Below are 16,841 nucleotides of genomic sequence, written 5' to 3' on the forward strand. Positions count from 1 at the left end.
AATGGGGCCGAAAATGGCCCGCGACCGTTGCCGCAAAGACTCAACCGGGCGGTTTTCGCATCCATTTTCTCAGAAAGTGAATCTCTCGGAATCGTAAGTACTTGCCAGTGAATCAACTCTCTGATTCTCTGCTCCAAAGCGTTTCCTGATTTGAGTCGTTCGACGCGTTCAGCGTTTTCCGTCTGGGGGGCAACCTGCCGGGAGACTCGGACTCAATGTTGCGGAAATCTTGGTTTTTTGGTCCGCGGTGAGAGGGGATGACGGGGGAATGAAAAGCAAGCATGTGGCCGTCCTGCTGGGAGGTTTCTCGTCCGAGCGGCCCGTGTCCCTGTCCTCGGGAAAGGCTTGTGCCGATGAGCTCGAGAAGGAAGGCTACCAGGTCACGCGCGTCGATGTCGGGCGCGATGTCGGCTCGGTGCTTGCCGAACTCCGGCCGGATGTCGCGTTCAATGCGCTGCATGGTCCGTTTGGCGAGGATGGTACCATCCAGGGTATCCTCGAATATCTCGGTGTCCCCTATACGCATTCCGGCGTGCTCGCTTCGGCGCTGGCCATGAACAAGGAGCAGGCCAAGCGGGTTGCCAGATCGGTCGGTGTCCCTGTCGCCGAATCGAAGGTCGCCAGCCGCTTCGCCATCCAGAACAAGCACCCGATGAAGCCGCCCTACGTGGTCAAGCCCGTCAATGAGGGGTCGAGCTTCGGCGTCGTCATCGTGCATGAGGGGCAGTCGCATCCGCCGCAGGTCATAGGCTCGTCCGAATGGAAGTATGGCGATACCGTCATGGTCGAACGCTACATCCATGGCCGCGAGCTGACCTGCGCCGTGATGGGCGATGTCGCTCTGGGGGTCTGCGAGATCATCCCGACCGGCCATTCCTTCTATGACTATGATTCAAAATATGTCGCGGGGGGATCAAAGCACGAATGCCCCGCAAAAGTTTCACCGAATATTTACCAAAAAATACAAACACTGGCGCTCAAGGCTCATCAAGCGATCGGCTGTCGGGGCGTTTCCCGGTCGGACTTCCGTTATGACGATCGGCATTCCGAAAACGGCGAGGTTGTCTGGCTCGAGGTCAACACCCAGCCAGGTATGACGCCGACGTCCTTGGTGCCTGAAATCGCCGCCCAGGCCGGGCATTCGTTTGGCGATTTGTTGAGTTGGATGGTGGAGGACGCTTCGTGTCTGCGTTGAAATGGGGACAAGGTAAGGGGAAAGGCGCGGCCGGGCCGGCGCTGTTCGGCCTGCCGTTGTCATCGGGCCATTTCGTGCTGCCGCGTGTGCTTCGCCGCCCGGTGCGCGTTCTTGCGCGACTGGGCGTGGGTGAATTCCAGGCGCCGCGCTTCTCCGCGGCCATGATGTCTGCCGTGCTGCTTGTCTCGAGCAGTGCCTATGGCGCCTATCTCGGCGGTCATGTCGACGGCATCGTGCAAAGCATCACTGCCCGCACCGGCTTTGCCGTCGATCAGGTCAAGGTGGTCGGCAATCGCCAGACCTCCGAGATCGACATTCTCGACAGGCTCGAGCTCGACGGCTGGACCTCGCTGATCGGTTTCGATGCCGAGGCCGCGCGGGAGCGCATTGCTACCTTGCCCTGGATCGAGGTCGCCGCGGTGCGCAAGGTCTATCCGCACACGCTGGAAGTGCGCGTCGAAGAGCGCGAGCCCTTCGCTCTCTGGCAGCAGGGCGATGCGCTCTCTGTTATCGAGAAGAATGGCGCCGTGATCGCGCCGTTCTCCGGCGGCAAGCAGGTGCTTCTGCCTTTGCTGATCGGCGTCGGTGCGCCGGCCAAGGCGCCGGACTTCCTGGTCAAGGTCGAAAAATATCCTGAACTCGCGAGCCGGATCAAAGGCTATGTCCGCGTTGGCGAGCGGCGCTGGGACCTGAAGCTGGACAACGGCATCACCGTCAAGCTTCCCGAGGATGGCGAGGATCAGGCGATCGCCGAGCTCGTCAAGATGGACCAGGACAAGGGGCTGTTGTCGCGCGATATCGCCGCCATCGACATGCGCCTGACGGACAGGCTGGTCGTGCAGTTGACGCCCGAGGCGGCGACGCAGCGCGAAGCCGCCCTCAACGAAAAACCCAAAAGCCTGAAGCGCAAGCCGGAGACGAAGATATGAGCTGGCTTGGCGGTCATGGCGACGCCGCGTCGCGCCGGTCCGGCACCCTGACGGTGCTGGATGTCGGTTCCAGCAAGGTCTGCTGCATGGTGGCCAAGCTGAAGCCGAGCGATGACGGCAAGCTGTTGCGCGGCCGCTCGCACCGGATCCAGGTGATCGGCATCGGCCATCAGAAGTCGCAGGGCGTGAAGTCGGGTGTCGTCGTCGATCTCGATCGCGCCGAGCATGCCATCCGTCTGTCCGTCGACGCGGCCGAGCGCATGGCTGGGCTTACGGTCGATTCACTGATCGTCAACATGACCGCCGGCCGGCTGAAGAGCGAAGCCTTCTCGGCTACCATCAACCTTGGCGGCCACGAGGCCGACGAGGCCGATATCAAGCGCGTTCTCGGCGCCGGCGCCAAGCAGGCACTGAAGGCCGAGCGCGAGGTGATCCATTCGCTCCCGGTCGGCTTTTCGCTCGATGCCGAGCGCGGCGTGCGCGATCCGCGCGGCATGGTCGGCGACGCACTTGGCGTCGACATGCATGTGCTGACGGGCGACGCCGCGCCGATGCGCAACCTGGAGCTTTCCATCAACCGGTCGCACCTGTCGGTCGAGCGCATGGTGGCGACGCCCTATGCCAGCGGGCTGGCCGCCCTGGTCGACGACGAACTGGAAATGGGCGCCGCCTGCATCGACATGGGCGGCGGCACGACCACGATCTCGGTGTTTTCGGACGGCAAGTTCGTCCATGGCGACGCCATCGCAATCGGCGGCAACCATGTCACGCTGGACATGGCCAAGGGCCTGTCGACCTCGCTCGACGCCGCCGAGCGGCTGAAGGTGATGCATGGCTCGGCATTGCCGGGCAGCGCCGACGACCGGGACCTGGTCTCGATCCAACCGATCGGCGACGATGGCGACGTGCCCCTGCAGATCCCGCGCTCGGTGATGACGCGCATCGTGCGCGCCCGCATCGACGAGACGCTCGAACTGCTGCGCGACCGGCTGAACAAGTCCGGCTACGGCAATGCAGTGGGCAAGCGCGTCGTCTTGACCGGCGGCGCCAGCCAGCTTGCCGGCCTGCCGGAGGCCGCTCGCCGGATCCTCGGACGCAACGTGCGCATCGGCCGCCCGCTTGGCGTGGCCGGCCTGCCGGAAGCGGCGAAGGGACCGGCCTTCTCGGCTGCGGTGGGGCTTCTGATCTATCCGCAGATGGCGAGCTTCGAGAGCCATCCGGCGAAAGGAATTTCCGGTCTCAGAATGACCGGAACGGGTGGAAAACTGCATCGCATGAGTCAGTGGTTGAGAGACAGTTTCTAATTGACGGGGACAGCCCCATAGGCGGCCGCGGCGGCGAAGCGGCGTGAAAGGCAAAGGACGGAGACAATGACGATCAATCTGCAGAAGCCGGACATCACCGAGCTTAAGCCGCGGATCACCGTGTTCGGTGTCGGCGGCGGCGGCGGCAATGCCGTCAACAACATGATCACCGCCGGTCTGCGCGGTGTCGAGTTCGTGGTGGCCAACACCGACGCTCAGGCGCTGACCATGTCGAAGGCCGATCGACTGATCCAGCTCGGCGCGCATGTCACCGAAGGCCTTGGCGCCGGATCGCAGCCGGAAGTCGGCCGCGCGGCGGCGGAGGAATGCATCGACGAGATCATCGATCATCTGTCTAACACCCATATGTGCTTCGTCACCGCCGGCATGGGCGGAGGCACCGGCACGGGTGCGGCTCCAGTCGTGGCGCGTGCCGCACGCGAAAAGGGCATCCTCACCGTCGGCGTCGTCACCAAGCCGTTCCATTTCGAAGGCCAGCGCCGCATGAAGACGGCGGATTTTGGCATCGAAGAGCTGCAGAAATGCGTCGATACGCTGATCGTCATCCCCAACCAGAACCTGTTCCGGCTGGCCAATGACAAGACGACCTTCGCCGACGCCTTCGCCATGGCCGACCAGGTGCTCTATTCCGGTGTTGCCTGCATCACCGACCTGATGGTCAAGGAAGGCCTGATCAACCTCGACTTCGCCGACGTGCGTTCGGTCATGCGCGAGATGGGCAAGGCTATGATGGGCACCGGCGAGGCTTCGGGCGAGGGCCGTGCGATGGCCGCAGCCGAGGCTGCCATTGCCAACCCGCTGCTCGACGAGACCTCGATGAAGGGCGCCAAGGGCCTGCTGATCTCGATTACCGGCGGCCGCGACCTGACCCTGTTCGAGGTTGACGAAGCGGCGACCCGCATCCGCGAGGAAGTCGACCAGGATGCCAACATCATCCTCGGCGCCACCTTCGACGAAGAACTCGAAGGCGTCATCCGAGTCTCGGTGGTTGCCACGGGTATCGACAAGTCGGCGGCGGAAATCGCCGCAGCGCCGATCTCGATCCGCACCGCTCCGCAGAAGCCGGTCAGCCGCCCGGCCGTTGCCGCTGTGGAAAGCCGCCCGACGCCGGTCCAGCAGGCAGCTTACGAACCGCGCGCCGTCGACCCGGTCGCAGAAGCCATCCAGTTGGCGGAAGCAAATGCAGCGGCGATGGCGCAGGCTCGTCCGGCTCCCGTTGCCCATACGGAGGATTTCCGCCCGCAGAGCAAGATCTTCCAGGCACCGCCAGCACAGCCGATGCCACAGCCCGTGGCACAGCCGGCCCCGCAGCCGCGCGAAATGCTGCGTGAAGCGCCGCAACCGGTTGCGATGGCGCCGCAGCGGATGCCGCGCGTCGAGGACTTTCCGCCTGTCGTCAAGGCCGAGGTGGATGCCAAGAACCGCCCGGCCGACCACGAGAACAGCAGCGGACCGATGGGCCTGCTGAAGCGCCTGACCAACGGCCTGACCCGTCGCGAGGAAGAGCCTGCACGGCTGCAGCCGGCGCAGCCGCGCGAACCCAAGCTGCGCCAGGCAGCGCCTGAGGTGCGCCGTCTTGCCAGCCAGGATGCGCAGCTCTACGCACCGCGCCGCGGTCAACTCGACGAGCAGGGCCGCCTGACCCCGCAGGTGAGGGCGACTCAGGACGATGATCAGCTGGAGATTCCGGCGTTCCTGCGTCGCCAGGCCAACTGATCGGTAAACGGGCTTTAAGAATTGTTAACAGGCAAGCAAGGAATTGCTTGCCTGTTAACGTTTAAAATGATGAGATTTCAATAGCTTATCGAGATCAACCGGATCCGGCTCGCAGTTACAAAGAGTAAGAAACCGTGATTTGGAGTCTCCCAGCCGCGACATTATCTTCCGGCCACCATAGTCGGTTTGTCAGGATTTCGGGGGAAGTCGCCCTGCCTGCCGATTTCAACAAGAGCCGCGCCCTCGGGCTGGAGAAGCGGACCTTAGGCATTACGGGCTTATGGGGATTGTCTTGCACGACTATCAGACGACAGTGAAGACGCGCGCGTCGCTTACCGGCACCGGCGTCCACAGCGGCAAGGAAGTTTCCATCAGCTTCGTGCCGGCAGATGCCGATACCGGCATCGTGTTCCAGCTTTTCCATAGCGCAGAACAAGGCCGCGAGGTTCGTGCCCTGGTTTCCGAAGTCGGCGCCACAGACCTGTGCACCATGCTTGGTGATCCCGCTGGTGAGCACATCGCCACGGTAGAGCACATCATGGCGGCGCTGTTCGGGCTCGGCATCGACAATGTCGCCATCGAGATCGACGGTTCCGAGGTTCCCATCTTCGACGGCAGCGCCATGGCGTTCGTCGAAGCCATCGACCAGGCCGGCGTCGAGACGCTGTCGGTCAAGCGCCGTTATATCAGGGTCATCAAGCCGGTTCGCATCGAGAACGGCGCCTCGTGGGCAGAGTTCAAGCCTTATGACGGCACCCGTTTCGAGATCGAGATCGACTTCGAGAGCCCGGCGATCGGCCGTCAGTTGTTCGCGTCCGACCTCAACGCCGATATTTTCCGCCGCGACCTCGCGCGCGCGCGCACCTTCGGCTTCATGAAGGACGTCGAGCGCCTGTGGGCCGCCGGCTACGCGCTCGGCTCCTCGCTGGAGAATTCGCTGGTGATCGGCGACGACAACCGCGTCATCAACATGGGCGGCCTGCGTTATCCCAACGAATTCGTGCGCCACAAGACGCTTGACGCCATGGGCGACCTGGCGCTGGCCGGCGCTCGTTTCATCGGCTGCTTCCGCTCCTATCGCGGCGGCCACAGGATGAATGCCGCCGCGCTGCGCCGTCTGCTGTCGGATCGCACGGCATTCGAGATCGTCGAGACGACACGGCGCGAGCGCGGCCGCAGCGCCGAGATGAACGCCGTCAACGCGCCGCTCTACGCGCCTTGGATGATCTGATTTACTTAACTTTTTTCGGATTCCTGGCAGATAGAGGTGTTGCACGAATGCATCACCTGTTGGTGAAATTGCACTGATTTTCAAGCAGCGTCCGGCTGCCACAAAAATGTGCGATTGGCCGGCGATAGCGTTGCCGGGCAAGGCGGTTATGGTTTATGGCTGCTGCCGTGGATTAGGGCATGTCGCTCAAAAGTGGGGATCAAGTTTGGGACCACGGCATGCAACACGCATTGAAATAACGCCGAAAGGGCGGAATCCAATCATGTTCTTCAAGCGAGTTGGTCAATCGAAAGCGCCGCAGCGGGCTGTTTTCCTGGCGCTTTCGGTGGTTGTTCCATCGCTCTTCCTGTCGGCCTGCATGTCGTCGGAGAAAGATATCGACCTGTCGACCTATGTCGACCAGACCGAGCCGGCCGATGTTCTCTACAATCAAGGTCTTGCCAATCTGAATGCCGGGCGCCTGCAAGAGGCGAGCCGCAAATTCGATGCCGTCGACCGCCAGCATCCTTATTCGGAATTCGCCCGCAAATCGATGGTGATGGGCGCTTTCGCCGACTATCGCCAGGGCAACTACGACGAGGCGATCGGCTCGGCCAAACGCTACCTCACGCTCTATCCGTCGACTGACGACGCCGCTTACGCGCAGTACATCATCGGCTTGAGCTACTACCGCCAGATCAAGGACGTGACGCAGGACCAGAAGGAAGCGCGCCAGACCCTTCAGACGATGCAGGACCTGGTGACGCGCTGGCCGACATCGGAATATGTCGATGACGCCAAGGAAAAGATGCGCTTCGCCAACGACCAGCTGGCCGGCAAGGAAATGCAGATCGGCCGCTACTATCTCGAGCGGCGCGAATACATCGCCGCCGTCAAGCGCTTCCGCACCGTGGTGGAGAACTACTCAAACACACGCCACGTAGAGGAGGCGCTCGCCCGCCTGACCGAAAGCTACTACGCGATGGGGCTGACCTCGGAGGCACAGACCGCCGCTGCGGTGCTCGGCACCAACTACCCCGACAGTTCGTGGTACAAGGATTCCTACAAGCTGCTGCAGAGCAATGGACTTGCACCGCGCGAGAATGCCGGCTCGTGGATATCCAAGGCCGGGAAGATGATCACCGGCGGCGCCTGACCCCAGAGCATCGGACCGAAAGGGCATTGGACCGAAGCGTGCGCAACGCTTTTTCGGATTGATCCGATGCTCAAACAAAAAGATAGTGCGGCGCTGCGACTCCTGATGGTCGCGTGCCGCCTTAAGGCGCGTCGCGCTTTAAGTCTTTTGTTTTTGTGCATGTCGTTATCCCAAAACCGGGTCCACTTTTGGGCGGCATGCAATAGGTCCGGGTTCTGATGCTTTCCAGACTGTCGATCCGCGATATCGTCCTGATCGAGAAGCTGGATATCGACTTCCAGCCGGGTCTTTCCGTGCTGACCGGCGAAACCGGCGCCGGCAAATCCATCCTGCTCGATGCCCTGTCGCTGGCGCTCGGCGCGCGCGGCGACGCGTCGCTTGTGCGCCATGGCGCGGCGCAGGGCCAGGTGATCGCCGTCTTCGACGTGCCGCGCAACCATCCGGCCCGTGCACTGCTTGCCGTAAACGCCATCGACGACGACGGCGACATCATCCTGCGCCGCCTGCAGACGGCGGATGGCCGCACCCGCGTCTTCGTCAACGATCAGCCTTCGAGCGTCACGCTGATGCGCGATGTCGGCCGCGCGCTGGTCGAGATCCACGGCCAGCACGACGAACGCGCTCTGGTCGATCCCGGCGCACACCGCGATGTGCTTGACGCTTTCGGCGGCCATCTCGGCGCTGTCCGCTCGACCGGCGAGGCGTGGCGGCACTGGCGCGCCTGCGAGCAGGAGCTGTCGCGTCACAGCGCCAAGGTGGCGGCGGCCGCGCGCGAGGCCGACTATCTGCGTGCGGCGGTGGCGGAACTGACGAAGCTCGATCCGCAGCCGGGCGAGGAGACCGATCTCGCCGAGCTGCGCGCATCGATGATGCGGGCGGAGAAGATCGCTTCCGAAATCCATGACGCGCAAGATGTGCTGTCCGGTCCGTCCTCGCCCTTGCCGCAGCTGGCGAGCCTGCTCAGACGGCTGCAGCGCAAGGTGACGGAAGCGCCGGGCCTGCTTGATGACGTGGTCAAGTCGCTCGACGAGGCAATGCTGTCGCTCGATGCCGCGCAATCGGGCGTCGAGGCCGCGCTGCGCGCCACCGAATATGATCCACAGCGGCTGGAGAAGGCCGAGGAGCGGTTGTTTTCGCTGCGCGCCGCTTCGCGCAAGCACACTGTCGCCGTCGACGACCTGGCGCAATTGCGCGACACGATGTCGGCCGATCTCGCCGACCTCGATGCCGGCGAGGAACGCTTGCATGGGCTCGAAAAGCAGGCTGCCGCGGCGCGCGAGACCTATGACATTGCCGCCGCACAGCTGTCCTCGCTGCGCCATGCGGCGGCGGTCGGCCTGACCAAGGCGGTCATGGCCGAGTTGCCGGCTCTAAAGCTCGAACGCGCCGCCTTCATCGTCGAGATGAAGAGCGAGGCCGAGGGCCGCATGGAAGAAGGCATCGACCAGATCGAATTCTGGGTGCGCACCAATCCAGGCACACGGCCCGGGCCGATGATGAAGGTCGCTTCCGGCGGTGAGCTGTCGCGCTTCCTGTTGGCGCTGAAGGTGGCGCTGGCCGACCGTGGTTCGGCGCCAACGCTGGTTTTCGATGAAATCGACACCGGCGTGGGCGGCGCGGTCGCCGACGCCATCGGCCAGCGGCTGGCGCGATTGTCGAAGGGCGTCCAGGTGCTGTCGGTCACGCATGCGCCGCAGGTGGCAGCGCGTGCGGCGACGCATTTCCTGATCTCCAAGTCGGGCAGCACCGACCGCGTCGCGACCGGCATTGCCGAGATGGACCGGCCGGCGCGGCAGGAAGAGATCGCGCGCATGCTGGCCGGCGCCACCATCACCGACGAGGCGCGCGCCGCCGCCGAGCGGCTGCTGCGCGAGAACACTGCCGCGTCCTGACGATGCACGGTTCGCCAGGCTGGCAAAAATCCCGGCTTCGCAACAGAGTCAGCTTGTGGCGCCATCCCGCTGTTTCGGCGCGGTTTTATTAGAATTTTGCTCCCTTGAATCCGAAAGCTGATCTATGGTCGCGGACCACCAAAGCGCGTCGCGCCGAATCGGATTTGCGCGACGTGCTCTGGGTCTTTGTCGCTATGCGTGTCGTTGTCCCAAAACCGCTGCGCATTTTTGGGCGGCATACATCTATGAGCCGGGTCTGAAACCATGTTCGAAAAACCAGTCGATGCCCTGACAGACAGCGAAGCCGAAGCCGAGCTGAAGCGCCTGGCGGAAGAGATCGCCGAGCATGACCGGCGCTACCATACCGAGGATGCGCCGGTAATCTCCGATGCGGAATATGATGCGCTGGCACGGCGCAATCTTGCCATCGAGCAGCGTTTTCCGGCGCTGGTGCGCGAGGATTCGCCGTCGCGCAGGGTTGGCGCGGCGCCGGCGGAAGGCTTCGCCAAGGTGCGCCATGCGGTGCCGATGCTCAGCCTCGCCAAGGCCTATACCGACGAGGATGTCGCGGATTTCATCGAACGCGGCCGGCGGTTCTTCGATCGCGACAAGGATCTCGACATCGCCTTCACGGCCGAGCCGAAGATCGACGGTCTGTCGGCTTCGCTGCGTTATGAAAGCGGCGTGTTCGTGCAGGGCGCAACGCGCGGCGACGGTGCCGTCGGCGAGGACATCACCGCCAATCTCAGGACGATCGCCGACATCCCCGCGAAGCTGAAGGGTTCGGGCTGGCCCGAAATCATCGAGATACGCGGCGAGGTCTATATGACCTACGCGGAATTCGAGGCGTTGAAGCAACGCTCGGCGGCGGTTGGCGGGCAGGACTACGTCAATCCGCGCAACACCGCGGCCGGTTCCCTGCGCCAGAAGGATCCATCCGTCACCGCCAGCCGCAACCTCAAATTCTTCGCCTATGCCTGGGGCTATACGTCGGAGGATCCCGCTCCGACCCAGTACGGCGCCGTGCAGAAGTTCAAGGATTGGGGTTTCGCGATCAGCCCGCTGATGGTGCGGGCGAAGTCGGCCGAGGAGTTGATCGCGCATTATCATCGGATCGAGGAGCAGCGCTCCTCGTTGGGCTACGACATTGATGGCGTCGTCTACAAGGTCGACCAGCTGGAGCTGCAGCGCAGATGGGGTTTCGTCACGGGCGAGCCGCGCTGGGCGGTTGCGCATAAATTCCCCGCCGAACAGGCGATGACGACCGTGCAGAAGATCGACATCCAGGTCGGCCGCACCGGCACGCTGGCGCCGGTTGCGCGGCTGGCGCCGGTCACGGTCGGCGGCGTCGTGGTCGAAAACGTCACGCTGCACAATGAGGACTATATCAAGGGCCTGGACAGCACGGGCCAACCGATCCGCGACGGCATCGACGTGCGCATCGGCGACACGGTGGTGATCCAGCGGGCAGGGGACGTCATTCCGCAGATCGTCAGCGTCGTCATCGACAAGCGTCCGCCCGACGCCGTGCCATACGAATTCCCGCACACCTGTCCGATCTGCGGCTCGCCTGCGACGCGCGAAATCAACGAGAAGACAGGCAAGGAAGATTCCCGCCGCCGTTGCACCGGCGAACTGATCTGCCCCGCGCAGGCCGTGGAAGGATTGCGGCACTTCGTGTCACGCGGTGCCTTGGACATCGAAGGCCTGGGCGCCGAGAACATAGACACTTTCTTCAATGCGGGATTGATCAAGACAGCCGCCGATATCTTCACGCTCAGGGATCGCCGTCCGGCCGTCACCAAGGCGTTGGCCGAGCGGCGTGAGGAGCAGGCCAGGCAGCGCGAGGCGGCATCGGGCAAGACGCGCAAGAATGTGCGCAGCGTCGAGGATCGCAATTACGAAGGCCTCGACAAACTGTTTGCTGCCATCGACTCGCGCCGCGAACCGGAACTGGACCGCTTCATCTTCGCGCTCGGCATCCGCCATATCGGCGAAACCACGGCCGCAGTGCTTGCCAAAACCTTCTCGACCATCGAGGAACTGATCCGCGTCGGCAAGGAGACAGCGGCGGCCGACGATCCGCACAGCGTTTTCCCATCGGTCAACGGCATCGGCGACACGGTCATCGATGCGCTACGCGACTTCTTCGGCAACGAACGCAACGACGACGTGCTGGACGCGCTGCTCAAACAGGTCAAGCCGAAGCCGTATATCGTGACCATCTCGGCCGACAGCGCGGTGGCCGGCAAGACGATCGTGTTCACAGGCACGCTGGAAAAGATGACCCGCCCCGAAGCCAAGGCAATGGCCGAACGCCTCGGCGCGAAGGTCGCGGGTTCTGTTTCGGCGAAGACGGATCTGGTGGTCGCCGGGCCGGGCGCCGGCTCGAAGCTCAAGCTTGCCAGCGAGCTCGGCGTCGAAGTGATCGACGAGGACGCCTGGCTGGTGCGGATCGGCAAGGCGTGATGGAAGGTGCATTCAAGGGTTTCGGGCCGAAGGCCATTCCGTTCCTGAAGGCACTGGATTTCCATCAGAGCCGGGAGTGGTTCCTGGAAAACCGCGACCTGTTCGAGAAGGAGTTGCGCGACCCCTTCGGCGATCTGGTCGAAACGCTCACGGAGCGTTTCACGCAAGCTGGGCTCGGCCTGCGCGGCGATCGCAAGAAGTCGCTGTTCCGTATCAACCGCGACGTGCGCTTCGCCAAGGACAAGCGACCTTACAACCGGCATCTGTCGGCGATCCTGTCGCCCGACGGCACCAAGATGGCGCACGGCGTGTTCTACGTTCATGTCGGGCTTGAGGGTTGCTTTGCCGACGTTGCCTGGTGGCAGCCGGAGCCGGCACTGCTGCTGGCTATGCGCAAAGCCATCGCGACGCAGCCTGACAAATTCCGCGCCATGGTAAAGGCGCTGAAGAAGAACGGCCTTGAGCTTGAGACGGAAGGCCGCATGAAGCGTACCCCACGCGGTTTCGAGCAGATCAGCGAACCCGATCTGACTGACGCCATCCGCAACCGGCATTTTGTCGTCCAGCATGTGATCGACCCGGCGGGGATCCATGGTGCGCAGCTGGTCGGCGAACTCGTCGATTTCACCTTGCGCGCCAGGCCGCTTCTCGACTGGGGCAGGGCGATCGAGGGCAAAGCCCTCGCCGCCTAGCCTTCGACAAGCATCACGACGATCATTTCCGCTGATCATTTGGCTCAAGCAAATTTGTGTGACAGACCGGGCTGCGCCACCTACATACCGCCCTTCGCAAGGGAGTGATTGATGGCGACGGACGCAATCTCCGAGAGTGGTGCAAGGAGCGATTTCTGGCAGGGCGTACGGCTCTCGATGCCTGTCGTGGTGGCGTCGGCGCCATTCGCGGTGCTGTTCGGGGCGCTTGCGGTCGACAATGGCTTCTCGGTCCTCGACGCCTTTCTGATGAGCGCGCTGGTCTATGGCGGCGCCAGCCAGATGGTCGGTATCCAACTGTTCGGCCAGCATGTCGCGCCTTGGCTGATCGTGCTGTCGATCTTTGCCGTCAACTTCCGCCATGTGCTCTATTCCGCCGGCATCGGCCGGCGCATCGCGCACTGGCCCATCATCGAGCAGGCGCTCGGCTATTTCATCCTCACCGATCCGCAGTTCGCGGTGGCCGAGGCGAGGGCGCAGTCTGGCCAGACGGTCGGCTTCGCCTGGTATCTCGGGCTCGGTCTTCCGGTTTATGTGTTCTGGGTGATCGAAAGCGCGCTTGGCGCGGTGTTCGGCAAGCTGATCCCCGACACGCATGCGCTGGGCATCGATTTCCTGCTGCCGATCTATTTTCTTGGTCTTGTCCTGGGCTTTCGCAAGCGGCCACTGTGGCTGCCGGTGGTCATTGCCAGTACAGCTGCCTCCATCATCGCCTACAAGACGGTGGGCTCGCCCTGGCATGTCTCGATCGGTGCAATTGCCGGTGTGCTGCTTGCGGTCATCCTGCCGCCCCACCACTCAGGCGTGAAGGCCCGGCCATGAGCACGACATTCTGGATCATCATCGCCGGTGCGATCGCGACCTATCTGACGCGCATTGGCGGGCATCTGGTCATCTCCCGTTTCGACAACATCCATCCGCGCGTCGAGGCCGGCCTCAATGCCGTGCCGGCGGCGGTGCTGACGACGCTGGTGGCGCCCGAACTGTTGAACGCCGGACCGGCAGAATGGGCAGCACTGGTCGTCACCGCCGTGGTGTCGCTGCGCGGCGGGCTGATGGCGATGTTTCTGGCGGGAGCGGCGGTGCTGATCTTGGCGCGGCAGTTCGTCGGGTAGGAATTCTGCCGCGCGGTCCTTTTCGTACGGTTGGCGCCGCCCCTCATTGCCCTGCCGGGCATTTCTCCCCGTATAGAGACGGGGAGAAAGACGCTGTCATTGAGGGTTTCGCCAATCGCCAGCGTTGCAGAAAAGGGCGCCGAGGTCGCAACGGCCCCTTCTCCCCGTCACTATACGGGAAGAAGATGCCGGCAGGCAGATGAGGGGTAGCGCCAGCTTTCCAAGACCAGCCCCTAAATCTTCGCGTCGTGCGGTAGCGGCGCGGTCGCCTTTTCCAGCCAGGCCAGCGTTTCGCCGTCGATCATCGGTCCGATCTCAGCCAGCACGCGGGCATGGTATGCGTCGAGCCAGTGCAATTCGTCGCGCGTCAGCAGATCGGTGCGCACCAGGCGGATGTCGATCGGCGCCAGCGTCAGCGTCTCGAAGCCGTGCATGGCGATGTCGCCGCCCTCGACCTGTTCCGCCGGCGTCACCAGGATCAGGTTCTCGATGCGGATGCCGTAGGAGCCTTCCTTGTAGTAGCCGGGCTCGTTGGACAGCATCATGCCTTCGAGCAGCTTTTCGGTGCCGGTGCGGGCAATGCGCTGCGGCCCCTCATGCACGGCCAGGTACGAGCCGACGCCATGGCCGGTGCCGTGGGCAAAGTCGCAGCCGTGCTTCCACAGCGCCATGCGGGCGACGGCGTCGATTTCCGAGCCGCGCGTGCCGGCGGGGAAACGCAGCGTCGAAATGCCGATCATGCCTTTCAGCACCAGCGTGAATCGTTCGCGCATTTCCTCGGTCGGCTGGCCGATCGGCACAGTGCGGGTGATGTCGGTGGTGCCGTCCTGATACTGGCCGCCGGAATCGAGCAGGAACAACTCGCCGGCCTGCAGCTTGCGGCTGGTGGCGCGTGACACACGGTAATGCATGATGGCGCCGTTCGGGCCGGCGCCGGAAATGGTGTCGAAAGAGATGTCGCGCAGCGGCATCTGGGTTTCCTCGCCCGTCTGCCGGCGCGTCTCTTCAAGCCTGGTCACCACGGCAATCTCATCGAGCGAGCCTGGTTTCTGGCGCTCCAGCCAGCACAAAAGCTTCGCCACTGCAGCGCCATCGCGCCGATGCGCGGCGCGGGAACCGTTGATCTCGGCCTGGTTCTTGGTGGCGCGCGGAATGCGGGCGGGGTCGGCTGCGGCAACCACCGTGCCGCCATTGTCTTCGAGCAACATGCGCAGCCTGTCGGCCGCCAGCACCGGGTCGAGCGCGATCTTCGCGCCACCCTTGGCAAGGGCCACGATCGCCGCTTCGAATTCGCTGGGCTCATGCGGCTCGGCGAGCTGCGTGAGATAGGCCTCGACCTGGCGCGAGAATTTGCGCCCGTCCATGAACAGCTGATGCGATCCGTCGGCTGCGAGGATGGCGAAGCCGAGCGCCAGCGGTGTATGCGGCACGTCACCGCCACGGATGTTGAAGGCCCAGGCGATGGAGGAGGGGTCGGTCAGCACCGCATGGGTGGCGCCGTCCTTGGCGATCGCCGTTGCCAACCGCGCCAGCTTGTCCTTGGCGAGTTCGCCGGCAAAGCCGATCGGGTGGAGCTCGACCGGCGCCACCGGCGCCTCGGGCTGGTCCTTCCAGATGATGTCGATCGGGTTCTTGTCGAGCGGCACCAGCACAGCGCCGGTCTTGTCGGCCGAAGCCTGCAGTGCCTTGACCTCACTGATGGTGTGCAGCCACGGGTCAAATCCGAGCCGTGCGCCCTTGCCCAGATTGTCCCTGAGCCAGGCGGCTGGCGGGTTGTCGACCAGGCTTTCGATCGAAAAGATGTTGAGATCGACCTCGTGGCGCACCTGCAGGGTGTAGCGCCCGTCGACAAAGACGAAGGCGCGGTCGCGCAGCACGATGGCGACACCGGCCGAGCCGCTGAAACCGGTCAGCCATTTCAGCCGCGCCGAGCGATCGGCGACATACTCGCCCTGATGTTCGTCGGCGCGCGGCACGATGAAGCCGTCCAGCCCGTTGGCGGCCAGCCACTGGCGCAGCAGCGCGACGCGCGGCTTGCCGACTGCCGGATCGCCCGCGGAATCGAAGGTCTGGAACATCGTGGCCCTCCCTGAATTCCGCGCGACCGTAGCGCACGGGCTTGAAAATCGGAATCGATTTCCGGCTGGCGCAACCTGCTACAGCATCGCTTGACTGACAACCGGCCGGGCTTGGTCCAAGCTGGGTCGTTGCCGGCGTGTCGGCCTCAATGCTTGAGGTGGATCGTCACCCAGCCCTCGCGGTGCAAGGTGCGCACGTGGCGGAAGTTCTGGCCGACATAGGCCGAGACGACGGCGTCGCGCTGGCGCTCGAGGATGCCTGACAGCACGATCGAGCCACCAAGTGCGATGTGATCGGCCATTTGCGGTGCAAGCCGCATCAGCGGCCGCGCCAATATGTTGGCGACGATGAGATCGAAGGGCGCGCGCTTGCCAAAGATCGGGTGGTGAAAGCCCGGCGCGGTCACCGTCTCCACCAGCGCCTTGACGTGGTTGAGCCGCGCGTTGGCGGCAGCCACTCTCACCGCCACCGGATCGATGTCGGTGGCCAGCACCGGAATGTGCGCCAGCTTGGCGACGGCGATGGCCAACACCGCGCTGCCGGTGCCGAGGTCGAGCGCATTGCGCGGGTGCTCGCGGCGCATGACCTTTTCCAGCATTTCGAGGCAGCCGGCGGTGGTGCCGTGGTGGCCGGTGCCGAAGGCAAGGCCCGCCTCGATCTCGATCGCGAGTTCGCCGCTGTGGCGCTTCCTGCGGTCATGTGCGCCGTGGACGAAGAAACGGCCGGCGCGCACCGGCTTCAAGCCTTCTAGCGAGCGCGCCACCCAGTCGATGTCGGGCAGGGCCTCGCGGCCGATTGGCTTGGCTATGGAAAGGCCGGCAAGGATGTCCTTGGCCCGCGCCTCGACGGCATCGACGTCGCCATCGGCATAGAGCGACACTTCGTAAATGTCGCGATCTTCATCGACCTCCAGCACGGCGATCGGCAGGCCTTCATCCTCGAAGGCCGCCTCGAACGCCGCGAAAATGCTGATGGATTCGAGCTTTCCGGTAATGAAATGAAGCCGCGTCTGGGTCATCGATTATGTGTCTTGCTTGAGCATGAT

Annotated in this window: 13 protein-coding genes; 11 read left to right on the forward strand and 2 right to left on the reverse strand. The window is 63.7% G+C overall.

Annotated features, from left to right (window positions below):
* Nucleotides 1-268 precede the first annotated feature (268 nt).
* The 11 genes from CGZ66_RS19505 (at nucleotide 269) to CGZ66_RS19555 (ending at nucleotide 13,717) form a co-directional block, all read left to right on the forward strand.
* A complete protein-coding gene (locus CGZ66_RS19505) occupies nucleotides 269-1,195 on the forward strand; it encodes a D-alanine--D-alanine ligase (protein WP_095086947.1) in 927 nt (308 codons plus the stop codon).
* Nucleotides 1,183-2,124, forward strand: a complete 942-nt coding sequence (locus CGZ66_RS19510) for a cell division protein FtsQ/DivIB (protein ID WP_095086950.1) — start codon at nucleotides 1,183-1,185, stop codon at nucleotides 2,122-2,124. Before CGZ66_RS19505 ends, CGZ66_RS19510 begins: the two co-directional genes overlap by 13 nt.
* Nucleotides 2,121-3,428 (forward strand): cell division protein FtsA, encoded by a 1,308-nt coding sequence (ftsA, locus tag CGZ66_RS19515; protein WP_095086953.1) that lies wholly within the window; start codon nucleotides 2,121-2,123, stop codon nucleotides 3,426-3,428. Before CGZ66_RS19510 ends, ftsA begins: the two co-directional genes overlap by 4 nt.
* A gap of 66 nt (nucleotides 3,429-3,494) precedes the next feature.
* Nucleotides 3,495-5,165, forward strand: a complete 1,671-nt coding sequence (gene ftsZ / locus CGZ66_RS19520; protein WP_095086956.1) for a cell division protein FtsZ — start codon at nucleotides 3,495-3,497, stop codon at nucleotides 5,163-5,165.
* A gap of 280 nt (nucleotides 5,166-5,445) precedes the next feature.
* The gene (lpxC, locus tag CGZ66_RS19525) at nucleotides 5,446-6,396 is read left to right on the forward strand and encodes a UDP-3-O-acyl-N-acetylglucosamine deacetylase (protein ID WP_095086958.1); all 951 of its coding nucleotides are present in this window, start codon (nucleotides 5,446-5,448) and stop codon (nucleotides 6,394-6,396) included.
* Between the two features lie 262 nt (nucleotides 6,397-6,658).
* Nucleotides 6,659-7,531, forward strand: a complete 873-nt coding sequence (locus CGZ66_RS19530) for an outer membrane protein assembly factor BamD (protein ID WP_095086961.1) — start codon at nucleotides 6,659-6,661, stop codon at nucleotides 7,529-7,531.
* Between the two features lie 218 nt (nucleotides 7,532-7,749).
* Nucleotides 7,750-9,423, forward strand: coding sequence for a DNA repair protein RecN (gene recN, locus CGZ66_RS19535; protein ID WP_095086964.1), 1,674 nt, complete (start codon nucleotides 7,750-7,752; stop codon nucleotides 9,421-9,423).
* Nucleotides 9,424-9,687: 264 nt separating this feature from the next.
* Entirely contained in the window at nucleotides 9,688-11,892 is a 2,205-nt protein-coding gene (gene ligA / locus CGZ66_RS19540; protein WP_095086967.1) for an NAD-dependent DNA ligase LigA, read from the forward strand.
* On the forward strand, nucleotides 11,892-12,584 hold the full coding sequence (locus CGZ66_RS19545) for a DUF2461 domain-containing protein (RefSeq protein WP_095086970.1): 693 nt from the start codon (nucleotides 11,892-11,894) through the stop codon (nucleotides 12,582-12,584). Before ligA ends, CGZ66_RS19545 begins: the two co-directional genes overlap by 1 nt.
* Nucleotides 12,585-12,695: 111 nt before the next feature.
* A complete protein-coding gene (locus CGZ66_RS19550) occupies nucleotides 12,696-13,424 on the forward strand; it encodes an AzlC family ABC transporter permease (RefSeq protein WP_095086973.1) in 729 nt (242 codons plus the stop codon).
* Nucleotides 13,421-13,717 carry an AzlD family protein gene (locus tag CGZ66_RS19555; protein ID WP_027057957.1) on the forward strand — a complete coding sequence of 99 codons (297 nt, stop codon included), beginning with the start codon at nucleotides 13,421-13,423 and terminating at the stop codon, nucleotides 13,715-13,717. Before CGZ66_RS19550 ends, CGZ66_RS19555 begins: the two co-directional genes overlap by 4 nt.
* Before the next feature lie 233 nt (nucleotides 13,718-13,950).
* On the opposite strand, the gene CGZ66_RS19565 is transcribed toward CGZ66_RS19555, so the two are convergent.
* Both CGZ66_RS19565 and CGZ66_RS19570 read right to left on the reverse strand, forming a co-directional pair.
* A complete protein-coding gene (locus tag CGZ66_RS19565) occupies nucleotides 13,951-15,795 on the reverse strand; it encodes an aminopeptidase P family protein (protein WP_095086976.1) in 1,845 nt (614 codons plus the stop codon).
* Between the two features lie 146 nt (nucleotides 15,796-15,941).
* Nucleotides 15,942-16,814 (reverse strand): 50S ribosomal protein L11 methyltransferase, encoded by an 873-nt coding sequence (locus CGZ66_RS19570; protein ID WP_095086979.1) that lies wholly within the window; start codon nucleotides 16,812-16,814, stop codon nucleotides 15,942-15,944.
* Between the last annotated feature and the right edge of the window lie 27 nt (nucleotides 16,815-16,841).

Origin of the sequence: Mesorhizobium sophorae (assembly GCF_002270415.1) — a bacterium.
Taxonomy (GTDB): domain Bacteria; phylum Pseudomonadota; class Alphaproteobacteria; order Rhizobiales; family Rhizobiaceae; genus Mesorhizobium; species Mesorhizobium sophorae.

Excerpts from the sequence above, each read along its gene's own strand:
- CGZ66_RS19505 (WP_095086947.1), top strand. The coding sequence starts at position 269 with ATGAAAAGCAAGCATGTGGCCGTCCTGCTGGGAGGTTTCTCGTCCGAG.
- ftsA (WP_095086953.1), top strand. The coding sequence starts at position 2,121 with ATGAGCTGGCTTGGCGGTCATGGCGACGCCGCGTCGCGCCGGTCCGGC.
- ftsZ (WP_095086956.1), top strand. The coding sequence starts at position 3,495 with ATGACGATCAATCTGCAGAAGCCGGACATCACCGAGCTTAAGCCGCGG.
- lpxC (WP_095086958.1), top strand. The coding sequence starts at position 5,446 with ATGGGGATTGTCTTGCACGACTATCAGACGACAGTGAAGACGCGCGCG.
- CGZ66_RS19530 (WP_095086961.1), top strand. The coding sequence starts at position 6,659 with ATGTTCTTCAAGCGAGTTGGTCAATCGAAAGCGCCGCAGCGGGCTGTT.
- recN (WP_095086964.1), top strand. The coding sequence starts at position 7,750 with ATGCTTTCCAGACTGTCGATCCGCGATATCGTCCTGATCGAGAAGCTG.
- ligA (WP_095086967.1), top strand. The coding sequence starts at position 9,688 with ATGTTCGAAAAACCAGTCGATGCCCTGACAGACAGCGAAGCCGAAGCC.
- CGZ66_RS19545 (WP_095086970.1), top strand. The coding sequence starts at position 11,892 with ATGGAAGGTGCATTCAAGGGTTTCGGGCCGAAGGCCATTCCGTTCCTG.
- CGZ66_RS19550 (WP_095086973.1), top strand. The coding sequence starts at position 12,696 with ATGGCGACGGACGCAATCTCCGAGAGTGGTGCAAGGAGCGATTTCTGG.
- CGZ66_RS19555 (WP_027057957.1), top strand. The coding sequence starts at position 13,421 with ATGAGCACGACATTCTGGATCATCATCGCCGGTGCGATCGCGACCTAT.
- CGZ66_RS19565 (WP_095086976.1), bottom strand. The coding sequence starts at position 15,795 with ATGTTCCAGACCTTCGATTCCGCGGGCGATCCGGCAGTCGGCAAGCCG.
- CGZ66_RS19570 (WP_095086979.1), bottom strand. The coding sequence starts at position 16,814 with ATGACCCAGACGCGGCTTCATTTCATTACCGGAAAGCTCGAATCCATC.